At 39.3% G+C, this 19675-nt stretch carries 20 protein-coding genes; 15 read left to right on the forward strand and 5 right to left on the reverse strand.

All coding sequences use genetic code 11. The features are described from left to right. Nucleotides 1-163 precede the first annotated feature (163 nt). Both ACJMMI_RS00640 and ACJMMI_RS00645 read right to left on the reverse strand, forming a co-directional pair. Entirely contained in the window at nucleotides 164-322 is a 159-nt protein-coding gene (locus ACJMMI_RS00640; protein ID WP_405352536.1) for a hypothetical protein, read from the reverse strand. A 124-nt stretch (nucleotides 323-446) separates the two neighbouring features. Then, on the reverse strand, nucleotides 447-656 hold the full coding sequence (locus ACJMMI_RS00645; RefSeq protein ID WP_405352539.1) for a hypothetical protein: 210 nt from the start codon (nucleotides 654-656) through the stop codon (nucleotides 447-449). Between the two features lie 78 nt (nucleotides 657-734). Between ACJMMI_RS00645 and pgeF the strand changes: the two genes are divergently transcribed. Next, nucleotides 735-1565, forward strand: a complete 831-nt coding sequence (pgeF, locus tag ACJMMI_RS00650; protein WP_405352542.1) for a peptidoglycan editing factor PgeF — start codon at nucleotides 735-737, stop codon at nucleotides 1563-1565. Between the two features lie 3 nt (nucleotides 1566-1568). Here pgeF and ACJMMI_RS00655 read toward each other — a convergent pair whose 3' ends face one another. Continuing rightward, a complete protein-coding gene (locus tag ACJMMI_RS00655; RefSeq protein WP_405352544.1) occupies nucleotides 1569-2528 on the reverse strand; it encodes an RluA family pseudouridine synthase in 960 nt (319 codons plus the stop codon). A gap of 272 nt (nucleotides 2529-2800) precedes the next feature. Between ACJMMI_RS00655 and spoVM the strand changes: the two genes are divergently transcribed. From spoVM to ACJMMI_RS00725, 14 genes are all read left to right on the forward strand, one after another. Next, nucleotides 2801-2890 (forward strand): stage V sporulation protein SpoVM, encoded by a 90-nt coding sequence (gene spoVM, locus ACJMMI_RS00660; protein ID WP_405352547.1) that lies wholly within the window; start codon nucleotides 2801-2803, stop codon nucleotides 2888-2890. A gap of 184 nt (nucleotides 2891-3074) precedes the next feature. After that, entirely contained in the window at nucleotides 3075-5519 is a 2445-nt protein-coding gene (locus ACJMMI_RS00665) for a dockerin type I domain-containing protein (protein WP_405352550.1), read from the forward strand. A gap of 120 nt (nucleotides 5520-5639) precedes the next feature. Beyond that, on the forward strand, nucleotides 5640-7172 hold the full coding sequence (locus ACJMMI_RS00670) for an SPOCS domain-containing protein (RefSeq protein WP_405352553.1): 1533 nt from the start codon (nucleotides 5640-5642) through the stop codon (nucleotides 7170-7172). A gap of 11 nt (nucleotides 7173-7183) precedes the next feature. Beyond that, on the forward strand, nucleotides 7184-8662 hold the full coding sequence (gene spoIVA / locus ACJMMI_RS00675; protein WP_405352555.1) for a stage IV sporulation protein A: 1479 nt from the start codon (nucleotides 7184-7186) through the stop codon (nucleotides 8660-8662). Between the two features lie 161 nt (nucleotides 8663-8823). After that, nucleotides 8824-9261, forward strand: coding sequence for an OadG family transporter subunit (locus ACJMMI_RS00680; protein WP_405352557.1), 438 nt, complete (start codon nucleotides 8824-8826; stop codon nucleotides 9259-9261). A 32-nt stretch (nucleotides 9262-9293) separates the two neighbouring features. Then, nucleotides 9294-10532 (forward strand): sodium ion-translocating decarboxylase subunit beta, encoded by a 1239-nt coding sequence (locus ACJMMI_RS00685; RefSeq protein ID WP_405352560.1) that lies wholly within the window; start codon nucleotides 9294-9296, stop codon nucleotides 10530-10532. Between the two features lie 148 nt (nucleotides 10533-10680). Further along, nucleotides 10681-11331, forward strand: a complete 651-nt coding sequence (locus tag ACJMMI_RS00690) for a YveK family protein (RefSeq protein ID WP_405352563.1) — start codon at nucleotides 10681-10683, stop codon at nucleotides 11329-11331. A gap of 14 nt (nucleotides 11332-11345) precedes the next feature. Beyond that, nucleotides 11346-12071, forward strand: a complete 726-nt coding sequence (locus ACJMMI_RS00695; RefSeq protein ID WP_405352566.1) for a CpsD/CapB family tyrosine-protein kinase — start codon at nucleotides 11346-11348, stop codon at nucleotides 12069-12071. 185 nt (nucleotides 12072-12256) lie between these two features. Continuing rightward, a complete protein-coding gene (locus ACJMMI_RS00700; protein WP_405352568.1) occupies nucleotides 12257-13537 on the forward strand; it encodes an aminotransferase class I/II-fold pyridoxal phosphate-dependent enzyme in 1281 nt (426 codons plus the stop codon). 213 nt (nucleotides 13538-13750) lie between these two features. After that, nucleotides 13751-15148, forward strand: coding sequence for a protein translocase subunit SecD (gene secD, locus ACJMMI_RS00705; protein ID WP_405352569.1), 1398 nt, complete (start codon nucleotides 13751-13753; stop codon nucleotides 15146-15148). Then, nucleotides 15141-16151 (forward strand): protein translocase subunit SecF, encoded by a 1011-nt coding sequence (secF, locus tag ACJMMI_RS00710; protein ID WP_405352571.1) that lies wholly within the window; start codon nucleotides 15141-15143, stop codon nucleotides 16149-16151. Before secD ends, secF begins: the two co-directional genes overlap by 8 nt. Nucleotides 16152-16299: 148 nt before the next feature. Beyond that, a complete protein-coding gene (locus ACJMMI_RS00715; RefSeq protein WP_405352574.1) occupies nucleotides 16300-17226 on the forward strand; it encodes a metal ABC transporter substrate-binding protein in 927 nt (308 codons plus the stop codon). Beyond that, nucleotides 17226-17966 carry a metal ABC transporter ATP-binding protein gene (locus ACJMMI_RS00720; protein ID WP_405352576.1) on the forward strand — a complete coding sequence of 247 codons (741 nt, stop codon included), beginning with the start codon at nucleotides 17226-17228 and terminating at the stop codon, nucleotides 17964-17966. Before ACJMMI_RS00715 ends, ACJMMI_RS00720 begins: the two co-directional genes overlap by 1 nt. Before the next feature lie 12 nt (nucleotides 17967-17978). Beyond that, nucleotides 17979-18809 carry a metal ABC transporter permease gene (locus ACJMMI_RS00725; protein ID WP_405352578.1) on the forward strand — a complete coding sequence of 277 codons (831 nt, stop codon included), beginning with the start codon at nucleotides 17979-17981 and terminating at the stop codon, nucleotides 18807-18809. On the opposite strand, the gene ACJMMI_RS00730 is transcribed toward ACJMMI_RS00725, so the two are convergent. Both ACJMMI_RS00730 and ACJMMI_RS00735 read right to left on the reverse strand, forming a co-directional pair. Next, the gene (locus ACJMMI_RS00730; RefSeq protein ID WP_405352580.1) at nucleotides 18806-19186 is read right to left on the reverse strand and encodes a DUF4363 family protein; all 381 of its coding nucleotides are present in this window, start codon (nucleotides 19184-19186) and stop codon (nucleotides 18806-18808) included. The two genes, ACJMMI_RS00725 and ACJMMI_RS00730, sit on opposite strands and share 4 nt — an antisense overlap. Before the next feature lies 1 nt (nucleotide 19187). Then, on the reverse strand, nucleotides 19188-19675 hold a 488-nt coding region (locus tag ACJMMI_RS00735; protein ID WP_405352583.1), incomplete at its 5' end, for a DUF421 domain-containing protein.

Raw genomic sequence — 19675 nt, forward strand, 5'->3', positions numbered from 1 at the left:
AAACTATTTTTGAAAAAATAAAAATAAAAAAAATAATTTATATAATAATATATAGTAGTATAATATTACATACATATTAATTTTATTTTTTTATTTTTTATTTTTATTTAAAGTTTGCGGAAAAAAACATACATACTGTCACACTCTGAGTACAACACATTCCCTATCTGTTAATCAGCTTTCCTATATTTTTGAGTGCGATTGAGATTGTGCCGTCATTATTATTGATAAACTCAATATAGCGGTCGTCCTCAAAATATTCCACTGGGACGGTGATTTCAATGCCGGTATCGGTTTTAATTTTTTGACTTTTGCTTGCCACTGCGGAGATTTTTCCACCTTAGTATCCTTTGGAATTTCTTTTTCTCAATCTTTTTTTCAAAAGTTTCAGGCTTTCTTGATTTTTAAGAAAGCCTTGATATTTTTATGTAAAGATATTAAAATAATTATAGTTTGAAGTCATCTAAGGTGTACTCGTGAAGAGTTGGTGCTGAATGCGGAACACGCATAAGCGGATCATATTTAAAGCTTTTGCATTTATCGTCAATAATTGTTTTGTTTTTTATGCAGTGGCAAGTATTATTCTCAAAAACCGAGTTCAAGCAGTAGCTACAGCTTGGCTTAATGTTCTTGCCAAAAAGCTTTTTCTTCAACATAATATCACCTCATTTTTTAAACATTATAGCATTAATAAATGTCATTTTCAAGCGAAACGGCGAATAAGGAGAAGTATAATGAAATTTAATTCAAAAACTATGACTATTCACAATGCGGACAGCGTGCCGTATCTCACATATAATTCTTTATCGGAAATTGATTTTATAAATCACGCATTTTCAACCAAGCTTGGCGGTGTGTCAAAGGGTGAGTTCACCTCTATGAATTTTGCGTTCAACAGGGGAGATAACCCTGACAGCGTTACCGAAAACTACAAACGCTTTTGCAAAAGTGCGGGCTTTGACTACAACACACTTACCGCCTCTGCTCAGGACCATAATACCTTTGTTCGTGCGGTGACTGCCGAAAATATCGGCACAGGTATTTACAAGCCAAGAGATATTGAGAGTGTGGACGCTCTTATTACTAACGAAAAAGGTGTAACCCTTGTGACCTATTATGCCGACTGTACTCCGCTTTTCTTTGTTGATACCGCTAAAAAGGCAATCGGCCTTGCACACGCAGGCTGGAGAGGTACTGTGGGCAGAATCGGTGAAAAGGTTGTGCAGAAGATGACAGAGCTTTACGGAACTAATCCTGCCGATTTGAAATGTGCGGTAGGACCTGCTATTTCTGTATGCTGTTATGAGGTTGACAAACCTTGTGCAGAGCACTTCCTTGCACTTGAAAATGTTAATCCAAGCGACTTTGTTCACCCAAAGGCAGACGGAAAATATATGGTGGATTTGCTCGAAACCAACCGTCAGATTCTTGTTGCTGCAGGTGTAAAGCCTGAAAATATCACAATTTCCGATGTTTGCACAAACTGCAACAGCGACCTTTTGTGGAGTCACAGGGCAACCAAGGGGCACAGGGGAACAATGTGTGCATTTATGTGTTTAAAATAATTTTTAAATTGAAATATGGTTATTTTTAGCAAACCATACTTCTTTTACGGAAAATTCTTTGCCGTTGAGGTAGTTGAGAATACCTGCGTCGGTATCAAATGAAAATTTAAGCTTATAGCTGTAAAGTGCCTGATATTTAATGTTGTCAGGTGCTTTTTTGTTTTTGCCGTATTTGGTGTCGCCCACAAGCGGATGACCTATGTATGCCATATGTGCCCTTATCTGGTGAGTTCTGCCTGTGAGCAGTTCAACCTCTGCAAGGCTGTATTTACCGTTGTAATCGAGAATTTCATACTTTGTAATAATTTCTTTTGAGCCTTCAACAGGTTTGCTGAACACCTTTACCTTGTTCTGAGCCTCATTCTTAATAAGATAATCGTGCAGAATGTCACAGTCCTTTTTTGGCTTTCCATGCAGCAGGCAAAGGTAGTATTTCTCAAGTTCTCTTGTTTTGATTTTAGCGTTGAGTACTCGCAGACTTTCGGCGTTTTTTGCGGCAATTACAATTCCGCCTGTGTTGCGGTCAATTCGGTTTGCAAGGGCAGGAGAGAAGGCCTTTTCTTCCTTAGGGTTGTATTCACCCTTATTGTAAAGGTAGTGCTGAACCCTTGCCACAAGCGAATCAAAGTGGTAGCTTTTGTCCTGATGAACGATGACACCTGGCTTTTTGTCAATAAGGATAATGTTTTCATCCTCATAAACAATGTCGAGCTTGTCGGGAGCTTTGAGAAACTCATAGTTTTCCTGTTCGCTTTCTTCAAAAAATTCATCTTTAATGTAGAGAGTGAGCACATCGCCTTCCTTGAGCATATCTTTAATATCACACTTTTTGCCGTTTAGTTTAATGTATTTTGTGCGGATATATTTATACATAAGCGACTTTGGCATAGTTTTAAATCTTTTGGAAAGAAACTTGTCAAGCCTTTGGTTTGCGTCATTTTTCTTTATATCAATAGTTCTCATTGTTTTCTCCTTAAAACAAAATCAATTTAATTTTATATTATTATAAAAATTTTTTCAACCGATTTTTCACACTTTTTAAAAACCTGTGTAAACTGATACAGGGTGATAAAGTGAATTGCTACTCACACAGGCTTAGGTCGGCTGTATTTTTCGGGCTTGGACTTCTGACTGCGAGTTTGCTGCCCTCCGATTGTGTGCTTGTGGTGGCAGCTGTGGCACTTATCGTGGTCAGCCTGACCTGCATACGAAGATAATTTGAGAGGAGATTTATTATGAAAGTTGTACTTATTGAAAGGCCAAAATTCTTTTCTGCAATATTAAGAAAAATTTATGGAATAAAAAAGATAAATCCGCTTCAATAACAACTCAATAAAATTTCTTATTTGCAATAAAAAGCAAAAATTTATTGGTTATTATTAATAACAATAATAAACAAAAGATGTGCATTTCTACAAAAAGATATGCACATCTTAATTTTTTATTGAGTTTTTTTAGATTAAATATTATAATATAAGAGTAATTTTTTTATGGAGGTTTTGAATAAACATGAAACTAATCAAGAAAAGTGTAAGCATTTTGCTTTCAGCAATGATGCTTATGGGTGGTAGTGCAGTGGCTCTTACAGCCAACGCTTCAACCGGCGGACAGCTTTGCAGCAAGTACGCTACAAACCCAAACGGTAAGGTCGGTGTGCAGAAAACCATTACTATTGATGGTGATGCAAGCGACTGGTCGGAGGATATGCTCATAGCACAGGGTGCAGCTTGGGATGTGGCTAACCACTACAAGGGCGGTCACGAAAACTGCGTGCTCGATACATATGCTCTTTTTGCAACATGGGACAACGACAACCTTTATGTTGGTTGGCAGATGGTAAACACCACCGACACATGGGCTCGTTCAGGTGATGGTCCTCTCTCAGACGGCGGTCGTGTACTTGATGTTCCGCTTATCCTTGCATTAAGTGTTGACCCATCAAGCACTTCTATGTCAAACAAAAACACAAGCGGCAACCCAATCTGGGGTCAGAAAATGGGTCTTGAGTTCAACCAGCATGTTGATCACCTCTTCTATATGAGTGGTAAGCCGGGTCTTGGTACTCCTGCAATGTTCACAGCTGTTGACGCAAACGGTAACACAGACTACACAACAGGTTGTACTACATATAAGACAGCAGGCATTGAGTACAAGATGGCTGAAACAAACATCTGCTCATCAATCTGGGGTCTTAACGCATCAGACGATACTTCTGATGTTTATTCTGATGACGCTGACTGGGTAGATTACAAGACATTCAAAGGCTCATCAGGTGCTCACGATACTAAATACGATTCATTCTATGAGATGAAGATTCCTTTCTCAGCTCTTGGTATTGACAAGAACTACCTTGAGAATAACGGCATTGGTGCAATGCTCGTTGCTACAAGAGGTGAGTCAGGTCTTGACTGTATCCCATATGACGATACAATGCTTGACAACGCAACAGGCAATTATTCAAATGACCCAAGTACATCAGCCGAGAAGGACGATGTCGATGTAATTACTTCTGAGTTTGCACGCATTGGTAAGGGTGGCAGTGTAAACCCAACTCAGCCAACAACTGTAAGACCAACACAGCCAACTACAGTTCAGCCTACAACAGCAGCAACACAGCCAACTACTACACAGCCTGCAAGTGAGGCAAAGGTTGAGGTTAAGTCAAATATCTTTACCGGCACACAGACATATAAGGGCAACAACACATTTACAGTTGACTTCGATCTTGAGTCTGCAATGAAGATTGTAAACGGTCAGTGGAAGCTTACTTATGATGATGAGTATTTAAGCATTAAAGATGTAAACAGCATTATGCCAAACATCACAAACGGCTCTATGATTAATAGCTCAAACGGTACAGTTTACGGTGCATTCTCTAATGTATCTGATATGTACGATTTCACAAGCAAGAAGCCAATGGTAAGCGTTACATTTGACATCAAGAAGAAGATTGACAAGACAGTAAATGTAAATCTTGAGCTTCAGGAGCTTTCAGTTGGTTACAGTCAGAACGGCAGCACAAAGTACGGCAATGTAGTAAAGAACAGTGTATATCAGAATATTACTTCACAGCCCAGCTTTGCAAATGCTACCCCTAAGTTTACAACAACAATTTTTGAGGGTGTTGCTACAACAGCAGCTACACAGCCAACTACTGTTAAGCCAACAACTCAGCCAACTACAGCTACTCAGCCTGTAACACAGCCAACAACACAGCCTGCTTCAAACAAACTCAAGGTAAACGCTACTTCAAATATCAGCGACTTCAAGGCTGTTTCACAGGAGTACAACAAGGATACAAAGCAGGTAACAGTATCTTACAAAGTTAAATCATATATGGACCTTGTAAACTGCGACCTCGCACTTACATATGATTCTACAAAGCTTCAGTTCAATGCTTCAAACAACCTTGACAGCACAGGTGCTTTAGGTATTGCACCAAATCTTCATACAACAGTATTCAACATTTCTAATCCGGGTACAATCAAGGTAGTTGCTTCAAGCCTTGATATGTATAACTTTAAGGCAGAAAAGGATCTTATTACAGTTAAGTTTGATGTTATCGGCACAGGTACAGCGGATGTAAACCTTTATGTAAAGGATATGGCAGTTGGCTACAAGAATACAGCTAACAACCAGACTGTTTATAAGAGTATTGTTCAGAATGGCACAAAGGTTGACTTGAGCAGTGATCCTATATTCTACAAGGAAACATTCTCAGGCAGAATTGAGCTCAGTGCAGGTACAGCAAGCATTCTCTACGGCGATATTAACGATGACGGTAAGATTACTGTAGATGATGTAACAGCTCTTCAGCTTTATGTATCAGGTCAGAAGACACTTTCTTCTGAAATTCTTAAGAGAGCAGATGTAAACAATGACGGTGTTGTTGATGTAATCGACTGCACAGACATTCAGATGTATCTCGCAGGCAAGATTTCTAAGCTTGGCTAATAATTAAATAAATCTATTATGGCATCGGATTGATTAAATTCAGTCCGATGCTTTTTTATGTAATATTTTAAACCTCTCTTTAATATATTTTGAGTATAAATAAAAAAGGAGAGATAAAATATGGAGTTTAATCAGGATAACCGATCGTTTTGCACAACTGTTGCGGTGCTTGATACGGTTGCCGAACAGCTTGCCGATGTTGATTTGACATTGCCCGATTACTGTCCGGATATTGAAAAAATTTTAAAGTGCACACTTATCCCAAAAATTCAGACAAGAACTCTTTCGGGTGGTCAATTACAGATTGACGGAAGCTGTGTGGTGAATGTCCTTTATGTTGACAGCATAAAAAAGAGTATTCGCTGCTGTGAACAGTCGGTTAATTTTTCTCAGAGTTTTTCTGTCAAGGAGGCACCCGACAATCCGGTAATTCTAACCAAAACAAAGCCAGAGTACATAAACTGCAGGGCTCTGAGTCCACGCAGACTTGTAATGCATGGTGCGTTTTCTTTGTATGCAAAGGTGCTTTCGTCAGCTAAAACTCCGATTTATTCGCCTGCTTCGGAAAACTGTCTTGAAACCAGAGTTATGAACACAAAATGTGCAAGCCTTTGTTCTCTTTGTCAGGAGCAGTTCAGCGTGGTTGAAGAGGTATCTGTGGGTGATAAGCCTGTGATTGAGGCTGTGCTTTCCTCGGAGGTGAGTGTGAATATCACTGACACCAAGGCGGTAACTGGTAAGCTTATGGTGAACGGTGAAATCAATCTTAAACTTCTTTATATAACCGATGTGGAAAGCGGCGAAACCGGCAAGCTTGACTACCTGCTTCCGTTTAACCAGATTATTGACTGCGAGGGTATAAGCGAAAATACTGTGAATTGTGTATCTTGCGACATTATGTCATACGATATAAGATTAAAAAATGATGTGCTTTCCGAAAAGCCGTTGCTTGTACTTGACTTAAAGCTTTGCCTTACGGAAGAGGGCTATATGATAGCTGACGAAGATGTGGTTACTGACGCATATTCGGTAAAATGTGCCACCCAGCCGAAATTTGAACAGCTTAATGTGGTTACAGACCTTGCAAGACTTAACGATTCTCACATTGAAAAAGCCTCGATTGCTGTGGATAACAGCAAAATCAGCAAGGTGATTAATATATCTTCCAATCAGATAACTGCCGACTACACCTGTGACGACAAGGGAATTACAGTGTCGGGCAAGGTGAATATCTGTATTCTTGCCGAGAATGAAGACGAAATGCCTGTGTTCATTGAACGCAGTATCGACTATACCCACCCGATGACCTCAAGCAGTGAGTTTAACGGTGCTTTAAATGTTGAGCCACGAGTGGCAAGTATCAGCTACCGTCTGGCAGATGACAGTACGGTTGAAATCAGATGTGAAATTAAGCTTGCTGTGTCGGCTATTGCAAAAGAAAATATCAGAGCTGTGTCAGATGTCGAAATTTTTGATGACAGACCTGTTAAGCCTGAAGAATGTGCCCTAACTCTTTACTTTGCTCAGCCCGGCGAGAGCCTGTGGGAGATTGCAAAGTCGCACAACACCGCACTTGATAAGCTGATTGAAGAAAATTCGGCAGCGGCTCAGAATGAAGATATTTCCCGTATGCTGCTTATTCCGAGAGTTTAGGAGGTATAAAAATGGAAGAAAGAAATGTGTATCGTGACATTTCACGCCGAACAGACGGAGATGTTTATATCGGTGTTGTCGGCCCTGTAAGAACGGGTAAATCAACATTTATTAAAAAGTTTATGGATACTCTTGTGCTGCCGAATATTTCAGATGAGGCGGTATATCGCAGAACTCTTGATGAACTTCCGCAGTCGGCATCGGGCAGAACAATTATGACAACTGAACCGAAATTCATTCCTGAGGAGTCGGTTGAGGTTGACCTTGGCAACAATACTTCGTTCAGAGTGCGAATGATTGACTGTGTTGGATATATTGTGGACAGTGCAATCGGCTACAGCGAGGACGAACAGCCGAGAATGGTGAAAACACCGTGGTTTGACAAGGAAATTCCGTTTGACGATGCGGCAGAAATCGGTACTAAAAAAGTAATTACCGACCATTCCACTATAGGTTTGGTGATTACAACTGACGGTACTATAAGCGACATTGATAGGGAAGACTACATTGACAGCGAACAGAGGGTAATTAATGAGCTGAAAGAAATAAATAAGCCGTTTATTGTTTTGCTCAATTCAACCGAGCCTGAAAGTGAGAGGGCTAAGTCACTTGCCGCTCAGATGGCAGGCAATTACGGCGTGCCTGTAATTCCTGTAAGCTGTATGGAACTTGATGAATTTGAAATCAAGCGTATTTTGGCACAGCTTTTGTTCGAGTTTCACATTAAGGAAATCAAGGTCGATATTCCAAAGTGGCTTGTAATGCTTGATAAGGACCATTGGCTTAAGACAAATATTTTTGATGCTATAAAGAAAAGTGCGGGCAAAATTGAAAAAATCCGACAGGTGCAGGACACAATGCAGGAGCTTGACGGCTGTGAGTATATTGAGTCAACTGAAATCAAGAGCCTTGACCTTGGCAGAGGATTTGCAACGATTGGCATAAATATAGATAATAAGCTGTTTTATAAGGTGCTCACTGAGGAATCGGGAATTGATATTACCGATGAATGTGCATTGTTTGGCTGTGTAAAGGATCTATCCAAAAAGCAAAAAGAGTTTGATAAACTGGCTCAGGCATATGAGCAGGTGCAGGAGAGTGGCTACGGAATCGTTATGCCGACCATTGATGAGCTTTCGCTTGAAGAACCTGAGATTATCAAGCAGAGCGGCAAGTATGGTATAAGGCTGAAGGCGAGTGCACCGAGTATTCATATGATGAAGATATACACTAAAACCGAGGTTACTCCGATTGTCGGTTCGGAACAGCAGTCAGAGGAGCTTGTTTCTTACCTTTTAAAGGAATTTGAGGAAAATCCTGAGAAAATCTGGGAGAGCAATATTTTTGGCAAGTCTGTACATGAGCTTGTAAATGAAGGCTTGCATAACAAGTTGTATAGAATGCCGTCTGACGCAAGAGCCAAAATCGGTGAAACTATTGAAAAAATAATTAATGACGGCTGCAATGGACTTATATGTATAATTCTATAAAAGAAATATATTGCTTAAAAAATCAACAAATTATTGATAAAAAATTTACGCTGATTAGATAAACCGCCAAAAAAATATTCCCCTCATATTTATTATTGAAAATTTTACAGGAATAAAGTATAATAATCCTGTATGAAAATAATAAATATGGGGGTTATTTTATGAATCTTTCCAGTGTAGCTTTGGCAGCACAGACAGAAGGTCTTACACTTGCTGAAAAAGGTATAACATCTGCAAAGGTTGTTCTCACAGGCTTTGTTGTTGTATTTGCTATGCTTATTCTGTTGATTTTCATTATTAAAATCTACAGTGCTATTGTTCAAAAGGCACAGAATGCCGGCAGCAACAGCAAAAAGAATAAGAAGAGCAAAGACGAAAAACCTGCTGAAAAGCCGGTTGTTGCACCTGCTCCTGTAGTTACTGCAAGTGCTTCAACAGACGGAATTTCAGACGAAGTAGTAGCTGTTATTTCTGCTGCTGTGGCAACCATGTACGGTTCATCTGAAAAAGCAAAAATCAAGAGTATTAAAAAGTCATCTGATAGTGGTCGTTCTGCTTGGGCAAAAGCCGGTGTACTTGATAATACCCGCCCATTTTAAGGCATATTTTTAAGGGAAAGGATGTTATCTAAATGGAAATTTTACAAGGCTTTGTAGATGCCGTTGTAGGTATCTTTAACAGCTCAGGTCTTACAGCTCTTAACTGGCAAAACTATGTAATGATCGGCATTTCAATCGTTTTGCTTTACCTCGCTATCAAAAAGCAGTATGAACCACTTTTGCTTCTTCCTATCGCTTTTGGTATGCTTCTTGTAAACCTTTATCCGGATATTATGAGTGCTCCTTCAACAGATATGATTCCTCTTGCTGATTATATGAAGGATCATCCGGGAACAATACAGTATCCGATTACAGAATTAAACGGTGCAGAGTATGTAAACTACCCAACTAACGGCGGCTTACTCTGGTACCTCTATCAAGGCGTTAAGCTTGGTATTTACCCACCACTTATCTTCCTTGGCATCGGTTGTATGACAGATTTCGGTCCGCTCATTTCAAACCCAAAGAGCCTTATCCTCGGTGCTGCTGCACAGATTGGTATTTTCGTAACATTTACAGGTGCTATCTTCTTTGGCTTTACAGCTAAAGAGGCAGGTGCTATCGGTATTATCGGTGGTGCTGACGGTCCTACGGCTATTTTCGTAACCACAAAGCTTGCACCGCATCTTTTAGGTTCAATCGCTATTGCGGCTTACTCTTATATGGCTCTTGTTCCTATCATTCAGCCACCTATTATGAAGGCTCTCACAACAAAGAAAGAGCGTGCGGTAGTTATGGAACAGCTTCGTCCGGTTTCTAAGCTTGAGAAGATTATGTTCCCTGTAATCGTTGTTATCATCATTGCAATCTTCCTTCCTGACGCTGCTCCGCTTGTTGGTATGCTTATGCTTGGTAACCTCTTTAAGGAGTCAGGCGTTGTTGAAAGAATTAACAAGACTGCTCAGAATGAGCTTATGAACATCATCACAATCTTCCTTGGTACAACAGTTGGTGCTACAGCATCAGGTCAGACCTTCCTTACATTCGATACAATCAAGATTATCGTTCTTGGTCTTTTCGCATTCTGCCTGGGTACTGCATTTGGTGTGCTCTTTGGTAAGATTATGTATGTTGCAACAGGTGGTAAGGTAAACCCACTTATCGGTTCAGCCGGTGTATCAGCTGTTCCAATGGCTGCTCGTGTAGCTCAGAAGGTTGGTCAGCAGGAAAATCCTGGCAACTTCCTCCTTATGCACGCTATGGGTCCTAACGTAGCAGGTGTTATCGGTTCAGCAGTTGCAGCAGGTGTATTGCTCAATGTTGTTGGCTAAAAATTAATATGTGTATTTTCAATAAAGGAAGTCGTTATGGCTTCCTTTATTTTTATGCATCAATATTCTATAATGGAATTAATGAGTATAATAAATGAATTATAATATATTATATTGGACTTTTATGCTGAATTTGGGAGGTTAGGCAATGCCAAATAATATTACTATCCAGAAAATTTTAGCAATACTCTTGCAGAGAATTAAATTTATTGTTCTTTTGTCACTTGTGTGTATGCTTTCATTTTTTCTGTATTCAAAGTTTTTTATAACTCCAATGTATAGCACATCTGCTATGCTTTATGTACAGAACTATAACTCAAAGAGCCAGAGTAACAGAGAAGGCGGAAAAATCTATAGCTCTGATATTACAGGTTCATCTTCACTTGCTGAGGCTTACATAGTTTTCCTTAATAACTCAGACAGCATTACTTCTCTTTACAATGGTTGTAATGTTTCTATTACAAACAATTCTTTCTTTATTACAGTAAGTGTTTCGGGTGCAGATCCTCAGACCTGTGCCAATGTGGCTAACCAGATTTGCGAGGCAGCCGGTGATGTATTTGCCGAGCGTTTTGCATATGGTCAGATTGGCGTGGTAAGAGCTGCAAAAGTGCCGGGTGCACCTTATGAGCCAAACAACCTTAAAAATGCTTTGATTGGTTTGATTATTGGTCTTGTTGCTTCTGTTCTTATTTCGATATTACTTGAGCTTATTGACCTTACTGTTAAGCCGGATGATGACCTTCAGGAAATGTACGATATTCCTATATTTGCTGAAATTCCTGATTTCGGAAATTAAGGAGGGCATAGCTGATGAAATTAAGATTACCTTTTAAAAAGGATTTAAGTAAAAAGAAAAAATCTCAGACTGCTGTCAGCAATAAAAATAAATTTGCTATTGTTGAGTCTTATAAAATTGCAAGAACTAATATTATGTTCTCACTTTCAGCATCAGATAAAAAAGCCTTTGCGGTAACAAGTTATTCAAAGGGTGAGGGCAAGAGTACGGTAGCGTCTAACCTTGCTATTTCATTCTCTAAAATGGAAAGCAAAGTGTTGCTTATTGACTGCGACCTTCGCCGCCCAAATGTTCACAACATTTTTAAAATAGAGAACACAAAGGGTTTGTCTGATGTAATGGGCAAGATGGTTAACTTTGATCAGGCGGTTCAGAAAGATGTAATTCCGGGACTTGATATTCTTGTGTCAGGTACAATTCCGCCAAACCCATCTGAGCTTATGTGTTCTTCAACCTTTACTTCACTTGTGGAGCAGCTTAAAAATGAGTATGATTACATCATTTTTGATACTCCGCCTGTTGGTGTGGTTGCCGATGCACTTCTTCTTAAGGAGCTTATCGCAGGCTTTATCGTTGTTGTAAGAGAGAGAGCCACAACACATGGTGACTTACAGAATCTTACTGAAAGCATTAAGCTTGCCGATTCAAAGGTTCTCGGAATTGTTAAGGTTGGTTGTTCACAGTCTGAGAGAAGAAAAGGCAAGTATTACTACAAATACTATTATAATAATTATTATTAATTATTTTACAGCTTATGAAAAACTGCAAAAGCTTTTCGTAAGCTGTTGTTTTATGGCATAAAATTAAGTTTTTTAAAATAAAATGCAAGATGTCGAAAAAACACTTGCATTTTTATTCCTTATGGAGTACAATATAACAGTAATATATTGTATTTTTTGCAATTTAATTTTAAGGAGAAAGCAAAATGAATTATGTGAATTGTAACAAAGCAGACCTCGAAAAGGAATACGCAGCACTCGCTGCAAAATATGAAGAGGTAAAGGGTAAGGGACTCAAGCTTAATATGGCAAGAGGTAAGCCGGGTGAAGATCAGCTCAACCTTTCAAGACCATTGCTTGATGTTATTAACAGCAGCACAGACTGCATTACTGCTCACGGTGCAGACTGCCGTAACTATGGCGAACTCGCCGGTATTGATGAATGTAAAAACTTTTTTGCTGAAATTTTTGATGTAGATCCATCAGATGTAATGGTTGGTGGTAACTCAAGCCTTAATATGATGTTTGATACAATCGCAGGCTTTATGACAAAACCTGTTGTTGAGGGCTGCAAGCCTTGGTATGAAGTAAAGAACAGAAAGTTCCTCTGTCCGGCTCCCGGCTATGACCGCCACTTTGCTATTACAGAGTACTTTGATTTTGATATGATTCCTGTACCAATGACAGAAAACGGCCCTGATATGGATATTGTTGAAAAACTCGTTGAAAACGACGATTCAATCAAGGGTATTTGGTGTGTTCCTAAGTATTCAAACCCACTCGGCGTAACTTTTAGCGACGAAACTGTAAAGCGTTTTGCTGCTTTAAAGCCGGCTGCAAAGGATTTCAGAATTATGTGGGATAACGCTTACTGCGTACACGATGTAACAGACACTCCTGATGAGCTTTTAAGCCTTATGGCTGAGTGCAGAAAGACAGGCAATGTTGACCTTCCGATTATGTTTACATCTACTTCAAAGATTACCTTCCCCGGTTCAGGTGTAGCTGCAATGGCTGCTTCTGACAATAATATGAAGGTTATTAAGAACAGATACCAGTATCAGGTAATCAGCTATGACAAGATGAATATGCTTCGTCATGCTCGTTTCTTTGGTGACTTAAACGGTGTTAAGGAGCATATGAAGCTGCATAAGGCTGTATTGAAGCCAAAGTTTGAAATTGTATTGAATGCACTTGAGTCACAGCTCAAGGAAACCGGCACAGCCAACTGGACAAATCCAAACGGCGGTTACTTTGTAAGTGTAGATGTACTTGACGGCACAGCTAAAGAAGTAGTTCGTCTTTGTAAAGAGGCAGGCGTAGTTCTTACCGGTGCAGGTGCAACATATCCTTACGGAAATGACCCTAAAGACAGCAACATCAGAATTGCTCCGTCATTCCCGCCAAATGATGAATTAAAGGAAGCAATGGATGTATTCTGCATTTGTGCAAAGCTTGCAGCTTGTGCAAAAATTCTCAATAAATAAGCAATATAACACAATGATAATTGTTTATTTATCTAAATGCAATGTAAAATTTCCAATTAAAAAGAATTTTTTTATCAAAAATTCCCTTATCCGTTGACTTTTTAGCAAAAAAATTATATAATAACTCTGTTATGTCTGTACGTGTGTCTTTCGTAACAGAGTTATTTTTATGAAAGCAACTACAGACAATTAAAAAATGGAGGTTCCAAAGGCATGAAAAGAATACCAAAGCCTGTATTCTTCATTGTAGCCTTGCTGGTGCTTGCTTTTACATTTACAGCAGTTTTCGGAGTATCCTACTATACAGGTGACAACAAAAACACTGTCGTTAAGGGCATTAGCGATATACGATGGGGAATAGACATCAGAGGCGGTGTTGAAGCAACATTTAAGCCTGCAGGCGATGTTGACGCTACTGATGAGCAGTTAGAATCTGCTAAAGCAATCATTGAGCTTCGTATGGTATCAGACGGTATTACCGACTATGAGCTTTACGCTGACTCATCAAACGACAGAATTATTGTTCGTTTCCCATGGAAATCTGACGAAAAGGATTTCGACCCAGCAACTGCTATTGAGGAAATTTCATCAACAGCAGAACTTACCTTCAGACCGGGTAAAAGCTATGAAACTACCGAAGTAGGTTCAGACGGCAACCCTGTTTACAGAACTCCAAAAGACGATACAACTGAGGTTCTCATGAACGGTTCTTACATAAAATCAGCTCAGGCAGTTGTAAATCAGGAGGATAACTCATATGCGGTAAGCATTGAGTTTAACGATGAGGGTAAACAGCTCTTTGGCGATATTACAACAAAGTATCTTAACCAGACAATTTCAATCTGGATGGATGATGTTATGATTTCTGCACCTACAGTAAATGCAGCAATCACAGACGGCAAGGCACAGATTACAGGTAACTTTGACGCAGAGTCTGCCACAGACCTTGCAAACAAGATTAACGCAGGTGCTCTTCCGTTTAAGCTTGAAACCGTAAGCTCAAGCAACATCAGCCCAACACTTGGTGAGAACTCACTTACAGCTATGGCTTATGCAGGCATTATTGCATTTGTGGTAATTGCAGTTATTATGATTGCAATGTACAGACTCACAGGTGTTATTGCTGTTATTTCACTTGCAGGTCAGATGGGACTTGCCATTGCTGCGGTATCAGGTTACTTCACAACTATTTCGTCATTCACAATGACACTCCCCGGTATTGCCGGTCTTATTCTTTCTATCGGTATGGGTGTTGACTGTAACGTAATTACAGCTGAACGTATCAAGGAAGAATTAAAGCAGGGCAGAACTTTGGACGGTGCTCTTGAGCGTGGTACAAAGAACTCACTTTCTGCTATCATCGACGGTAATATGACAGTTATTATCGTATCTGTTATCCTTATGCTTGTATTCGGTCCTTCAAATATTCTCTCAATCATCTTTGGTGAGTCAACAACCGGTACAATCTATTCATTCGGTTACACACTCCTTGTTGGTGTAATTGCTAACTTCATTATGGGTGTATTCCTTACTCGTGTAATGCTCAGAAGCATCTCCGGCTTTAAGGTATTCCGTAAAAAGAGCTTGTATGGAGGTGCTAAGAATGGCTAATGAAAACACAAAATCAGCTAAGGTTAATGGTCAGCTTTCTGTTGAAGAAGTTAGCGAAAAATTCAACGGTGGCAGAAAAATCATTGACTTTACAGGTCACAGCAAAATATTCTTTGGCATTTCCATTGCAATTATTGTAATCGGTATTATTTGCAACATCATTTTTGGCACAACACTTGACATTCAGTTTTCAGGCGGTGCGTCTGTAAAGTACAGCTACACAACAGACATTTCTGAGTCAGAGCTTACAGACTTCATTCAGTCACACACTGAGGCAAGAATTTCTACATCTTACTCAACTGATATGGTTGGTAATTCAGGCCATAATGTTGCTGTTCAGTTCTCAGGCAACAAAGCTATTGACACAAACATTCAGTCAACACTTCTTGAGGATCTTAACAAGCAGTATCCTGACGCAAACTTCAAGATTCTTGAGTCAGGTTCTATTGATGCTTCAATGGGCTTTAACTTCCTCTTAAAGTGTCTTACAGCTGTTGCTATTGCAAGCATACTTATGGTTATCTATGTAACACTCAGATTTAAGAAGATCGGCGGTCTTTCAGCCGGTGTTACAGCTCTTATAGCACTTTTCCACGATGTTGCTATGATTTACTTTATGTATGTAATCTTCCGTATGCCAATCGACTCAAACTTCATTGCCGTTGTTCTTATGATTCTTGGTTACTCGCTTAACGATACAATCGTTATTTATGACCGTGTTCGTGAGGAGAGAAAAGCACTCGGCAGAAAGACAGATGCCGGTATGGTATTTAACCTTAGTGCTACCAAGTCACTCAAGAGAACAATTATTACTTCTGTAACAACACTCTCTGCAATTCTTATTGTATATATTGTTGCTGTAGTTTATAACATCTCTTCTGTACAGGCTTTTGCACTTCCAATGATTATTGGTATCGTTTCAGGTTGTTATTCTTCAATCTGCATTGCAGGTCCTCTTTGGGTACTCTGGCAGAGAAAGAAAAAGAACAGCTGCAAGAAATAATGCTTTTGCTTTGAATTTTATTTAACATTTTAGGGCTGCGATATGAATATTTTTCGCAGCCCTGAATTTATATAGTAATGTAAATTTATTTGTAGTTTTTGGTAAAACTAATTTAGGGTAATATTATTGTAGGTTATAGGAGCGTTTTATGAAGAAAGTTTTTTCGCTGTTACTTGTGATTATATCTGTTTTTTCGGTTGTACTGTGCGGTTGTTCTTCAAAAGGACAAACAAGCAGGCAGTCTGATAAGCTTAGTATAGTAACTTCGATTTTTCCATACTATGATTTTTCGAGAAATATTGTAGGAGATAAGGCAGATGTAAAGCTTTTGCTTTCTCCGGGTAACGAACCTCATCATTATGAGCCGTCACCTGCTGACATAGTTGCTATTGAGGAATGTGATATATTTATCTATAACGGTGGAGAGAGTGATGAGTGGGTTGAAAATGTGCTTGACTCGCTTGAAAATAAAAATATTACAGTGCTTAAAATGACTGACTATGTGTCACTTTTGAATGAAAAAAATCCTGACCACACAGACGGCGATGAGGCAGACGAGCATATCTGGACTTCTGTGAGAAATGCAAAGCAGCTTGTATCTGCAATTTCAACAAACATTGTGGAAAAGGATTCTAAGAATAAAACCGAATATGAAAACAATACTGCTCAGTACCTTGAAAAGCTTACACAGCTTGACAATGATTTTACTGAGGCAGTTAATAATAAAAAGCGTGACACTGTTGTGTTTGGCGACAGATTCCCATTCCTGTATTTTATGACAGACTACGGTCTTAATTATGAATGTGCGTTTCCAGGTTGCAGCAGCGAAACCGAGCCGAGCCTTGAAGTTGTGACAAGACTTGTAGATTATGTGAGGGATAACAATATTCCGGTGGTATTTCACCTTGAAATGTCAAACGGAAAAATTGCACAGCTGATTGCTGACGATACAGGAGCAAAAATTTTGCAATTTTCGTCCTGCCACAATATTACTAAGGACGAATTTAATAATGGTGAAGATTATATTTCTATTATGGAACAAAATTGCAAGGCGTTAAAGGAGGCTTTGTCTTAATGGCTTTGATTGATTTTAAAAATGTTACTATTGGCTATGACGGAAAGAGCGTTATTTCTGACCTTAATTTCCAGATAAAGCCGAATGAATATGTTTGTATTGTGGGCGAAAACGGCTCAGGAAAAACTACTCTTATGAAGTGCCTGCTCGGACTCATTCCGCCACTTGCGGGTAAGATTACCTTTGGTGACGGTTTAACTCAGAATGAAATCGGTTATCTCCCGCAAAAGACAGTTTTGCAAAAGGATTTTCCTGCTTCTGTTGAGGAGGTTGTGCTTTCAGGCTGCCTTAATAAGAAGCATACCTTATTCTATTCAAAAGAGCAGAAAAAAACGGCTCAGAAAAATATGGAGCTTACAGGCATTACCGATATTCGTAAAAACTGTTTCCGAGAACTTTCGGGTGGTCAACAGCAAAGGGCGTTGCTGGCAAGAGCCTTGTGTGCCACAACCAAGCTTTTAATTCTTGACGAACCTGTTACAGGACTTGACCCTGTGGCAAGTGCTGATATGTACAGCCTCGTAAAGAATTTGTACAAAGAGGGTATTACCGTAATTATGGTATCCCATGACATTACCGCTGCGGTGAACAATTCCACTAAAATACTTCACCTTTCAAAGGATAACTACTTTTTCGGCAGTACACATCAGTATCTTCATTCTGATGTGGGCAAGAAATTTTTAATTACAGATTGCCCATGTGATGACTGCCAACATCATCATATTCATAATTTAGCGTAAGGAGGCGGTAAGATGTTTGAAACTATTGCAGAGATGTTTTCATATGGCTTTATTGTGAGAGCCTTTATTGTCGGTACGCTTGTATCGCTTTGTGCCGCTTTGCTCGGTGTAACGCTTGTGCTCAAACGATACTCAATGATAGGTGACGGACTGTCGCATGTCGGCTTTGGTGCATTGGCTATTGCCGCATCGTTAAACCTTGCACCGCTTCAGGTGGCTGTGCCGGTTATTATAATTGCCGCCTTTTTGCTTTTAAGACTTTCGGAAAAAAGCAAAATTCGTGGAGATGCCGCCATTGCTATTATTTCAAGTACAGCACTTGCAATCGGTGTTGTGTGTGTAAGTATTTCGGGTGTTAATACCGACCTTAATTCGTATTTATTTGGCAGTATTCTTGCAACAACTAACGCAGATGCAATTATGTGTGCAATACTTGCATTGATTGTAATTGTAATTTTTGTTTTGTTTTACAATAAAATTTTTGCGGTTACCTTTGATGAAACCTTTTCAAAGGCTACAGGACTTAAAACGGGTGTGTATAACACAGTAATTGCCTTGCTTACAGCACTTACCATTGTAATTGGTATGAGAATTATGGGTACACTGCTGATTTCTGCACTTATAATTTTTCCGGCACTTTCCTCAATGAGAGTGTGCAAAAAGTTTAAGGCGGTAATCGTTTGCTCAGGTGTACTTTCACTTATTTGCTTTTTTGTTGGAATGTATGCGTCCTACACAATGGACACCCCAACAGGTGCAAGCGTAGTAATTGTAAACGCCGTTGTGTTTGTAATTTTCTGGCTTATTGAAATGATTAATACCAAAGTCAGAAAGCGTAATTAAAGAATATTTTCAATCTGAACAAGCTCACTATCCTTTATGGAGGTGAGCTGTTTTTTTATGCCCTCACTTTCGGCAAGATAATTTTCATTGCTTTGTGTGGCAACATATGACCGCATAGAGGAGAGATTTACGCTGATTTCATCTACATAATCGTGGATAAGCAGAATGTCAAATATACTTAAATTTTTTTGCCATTTTGATTCCGCCGAGGCAAGCACATCTTTTGCACCTTCGTAATTCTCGTTTTTTACAAGGTTGTCGGCAGATATGATTTCCTCGTTAAGCTCATCAATTTTATTTGTGACATAAAACGTTTCAAAAATGCCGACTGTTACGGCTATAATCAAAAACGCTAACGCTATATAAATTCTTTTCATATTAATTTTCCTTTGTAATAATTTTGTAGTTGCCGCCACCGTCAAGAGTCATAATAAAAATATCGTCTATACTCACATTTTCTTTGTAAAGAATTTTATCAACAGTCTGTTTATCACTTTTGCAAAGACGGAGTGAATTTTGCAAAAGTTCTCCGTCACTTATAACCACAGTTTCTAGCTTTGTGTCGGGAACGGTAATGTCAAGGTTTTCAAGCGTTACGGTTCGCTTTTCGGGCTTTTGCAGCACGCTGATTTTTCCGTTGGTTTCCACAATGCAATACTGCACCTCGTCAAGCGAGAAAATATCCTGCTGTCTAAGCTGAATGCACAAATCCTCAGTTGACATTCTCAACCGTTTCATTTCATTTTGCATCAGTTTGCCGTCCTCAATTACAGTAATCGGAGAGCCGCAGATAAGACCTCGAAATTTACGGTTTTTCATCATTATAATGCTTGCTATAATTTCACACGCAATCAATACCAATACGG

This window comes from Ruminococcus sp., assembly GCF_045129435.1.
Classification (GTDB): Bacteria; Bacillota; Clostridia; order Oscillospirales; family Acutalibacteraceae; genus Ruminococcoides.

What these genes read in the sequence shown, in the direction of transcription:
- ACJMMI_RS00665 (WP_405352550.1), top strand. Translation starts at nt 3,075, where the DNA reads ATGAAACTAATCAAGAAAAGTGTAAGCATTTTGCTTTCAGCAATGATG.
- ACJMMI_RS00730 (WP_405352580.1), bottom strand. Translation starts at nt 19,186, where the DNA reads ATGAAAAGAATTTATATAGCGTTAGCGTTTTTGATTATAGCCGTAACA.
- ACJMMI_RS00655 (WP_405352544.1), bottom strand. Translation starts at nt 2,528, where the DNA reads ATGAGAACTATTGATATAAAGAAAAATGACGCAAACCAAAGGCTTGAC.
- ACJMMI_RS00690 (WP_405352563.1), top strand. Translation starts at nt 10,681, where the DNA reads ATGCCAAATAATATTACTATCCAGAAAATTTTAGCAATACTCTTGCAG.
- ACJMMI_RS00680 (WP_405352557.1), top strand. Translation starts at nt 8,824, where the DNA reads ATGAATCTTTCCAGTGTAGCTTTGGCAGCACAGACAGAAGGTCTTACA.
- spoIVA (WP_405352555.1), top strand. Translation starts at nt 7,184, where the DNA reads ATGGAAGAAAGAAATGTGTATCGTGACATTTCACGCCGAACAGACGGA.
- ACJMMI_RS00700 (WP_405352568.1), top strand. Translation starts at nt 12,257, where the DNA reads ATGAATTATGTGAATTGTAACAAAGCAGACCTCGAAAAGGAATACGCA.
- ACJMMI_RS00645 (WP_405352539.1), bottom strand. Translation starts at nt 656, where the DNA reads ATGTTGAAGAAAAAGCTTTTTGGCAAGAACATTAAGCCAAGCTGTAGC.
- pgeF (WP_405352542.1), top strand. Translation starts at nt 735, where the DNA reads ATGAAATTTAATTCAAAAACTATGACTATTCACAATGCGGACAGCGTG.
- ACJMMI_RS00725 (WP_405352578.1), top strand. Translation starts at nt 17,979, where the DNA reads ATGTTTGAAACTATTGCAGAGATGTTTTCATATGGCTTTATTGTGAGA.
- ACJMMI_RS00695 (WP_405352566.1), top strand. Translation starts at nt 11,346, where the DNA reads ATGAAATTAAGATTACCTTTTAAAAAGGATTTAAGTAAAAAGAAAAAA.
- ACJMMI_RS00715 (WP_405352574.1), top strand. Translation starts at nt 16,300, where the DNA reads ATGAAGAAAGTTTTTTCGCTGTTACTTGTGATTATATCTGTTTTTTCG.
- ACJMMI_RS00685 (WP_405352560.1), top strand. Translation starts at nt 9,294, where the DNA reads ATGGAAATTTTACAAGGCTTTGTAGATGCCGTTGTAGGTATCTTTAAC.
- secD (WP_405352569.1), top strand. Translation starts at nt 13,751, where the DNA reads ATGAAAAGAATACCAAAGCCTGTATTCTTCATTGTAGCCTTGCTGGTG.
- ACJMMI_RS00670 (WP_405352553.1), top strand. Translation starts at nt 5,640, where the DNA reads ATGGAGTTTAATCAGGATAACCGATCGTTTTGCACAACTGTTGCGGTG.
- secF (WP_405352571.1), top strand. Translation starts at nt 15,141, where the DNA reads ATGGCTAATGAAAACACAAAATCAGCTAAGGTTAATGGTCAGCTTTCT.
- spoVM (WP_405352547.1), top strand. Translation starts at nt 2,801, where the DNA reads ATGAAAGTTGTACTTATTGAAAGGCCAAAATTCTTTTCTGCAATATTA.
- ACJMMI_RS00720 (WP_405352576.1), top strand. Translation starts at nt 17,226, where the DNA reads ATGGCTTTGATTGATTTTAAAAATGTTACTATTGGCTATGACGGAAAG.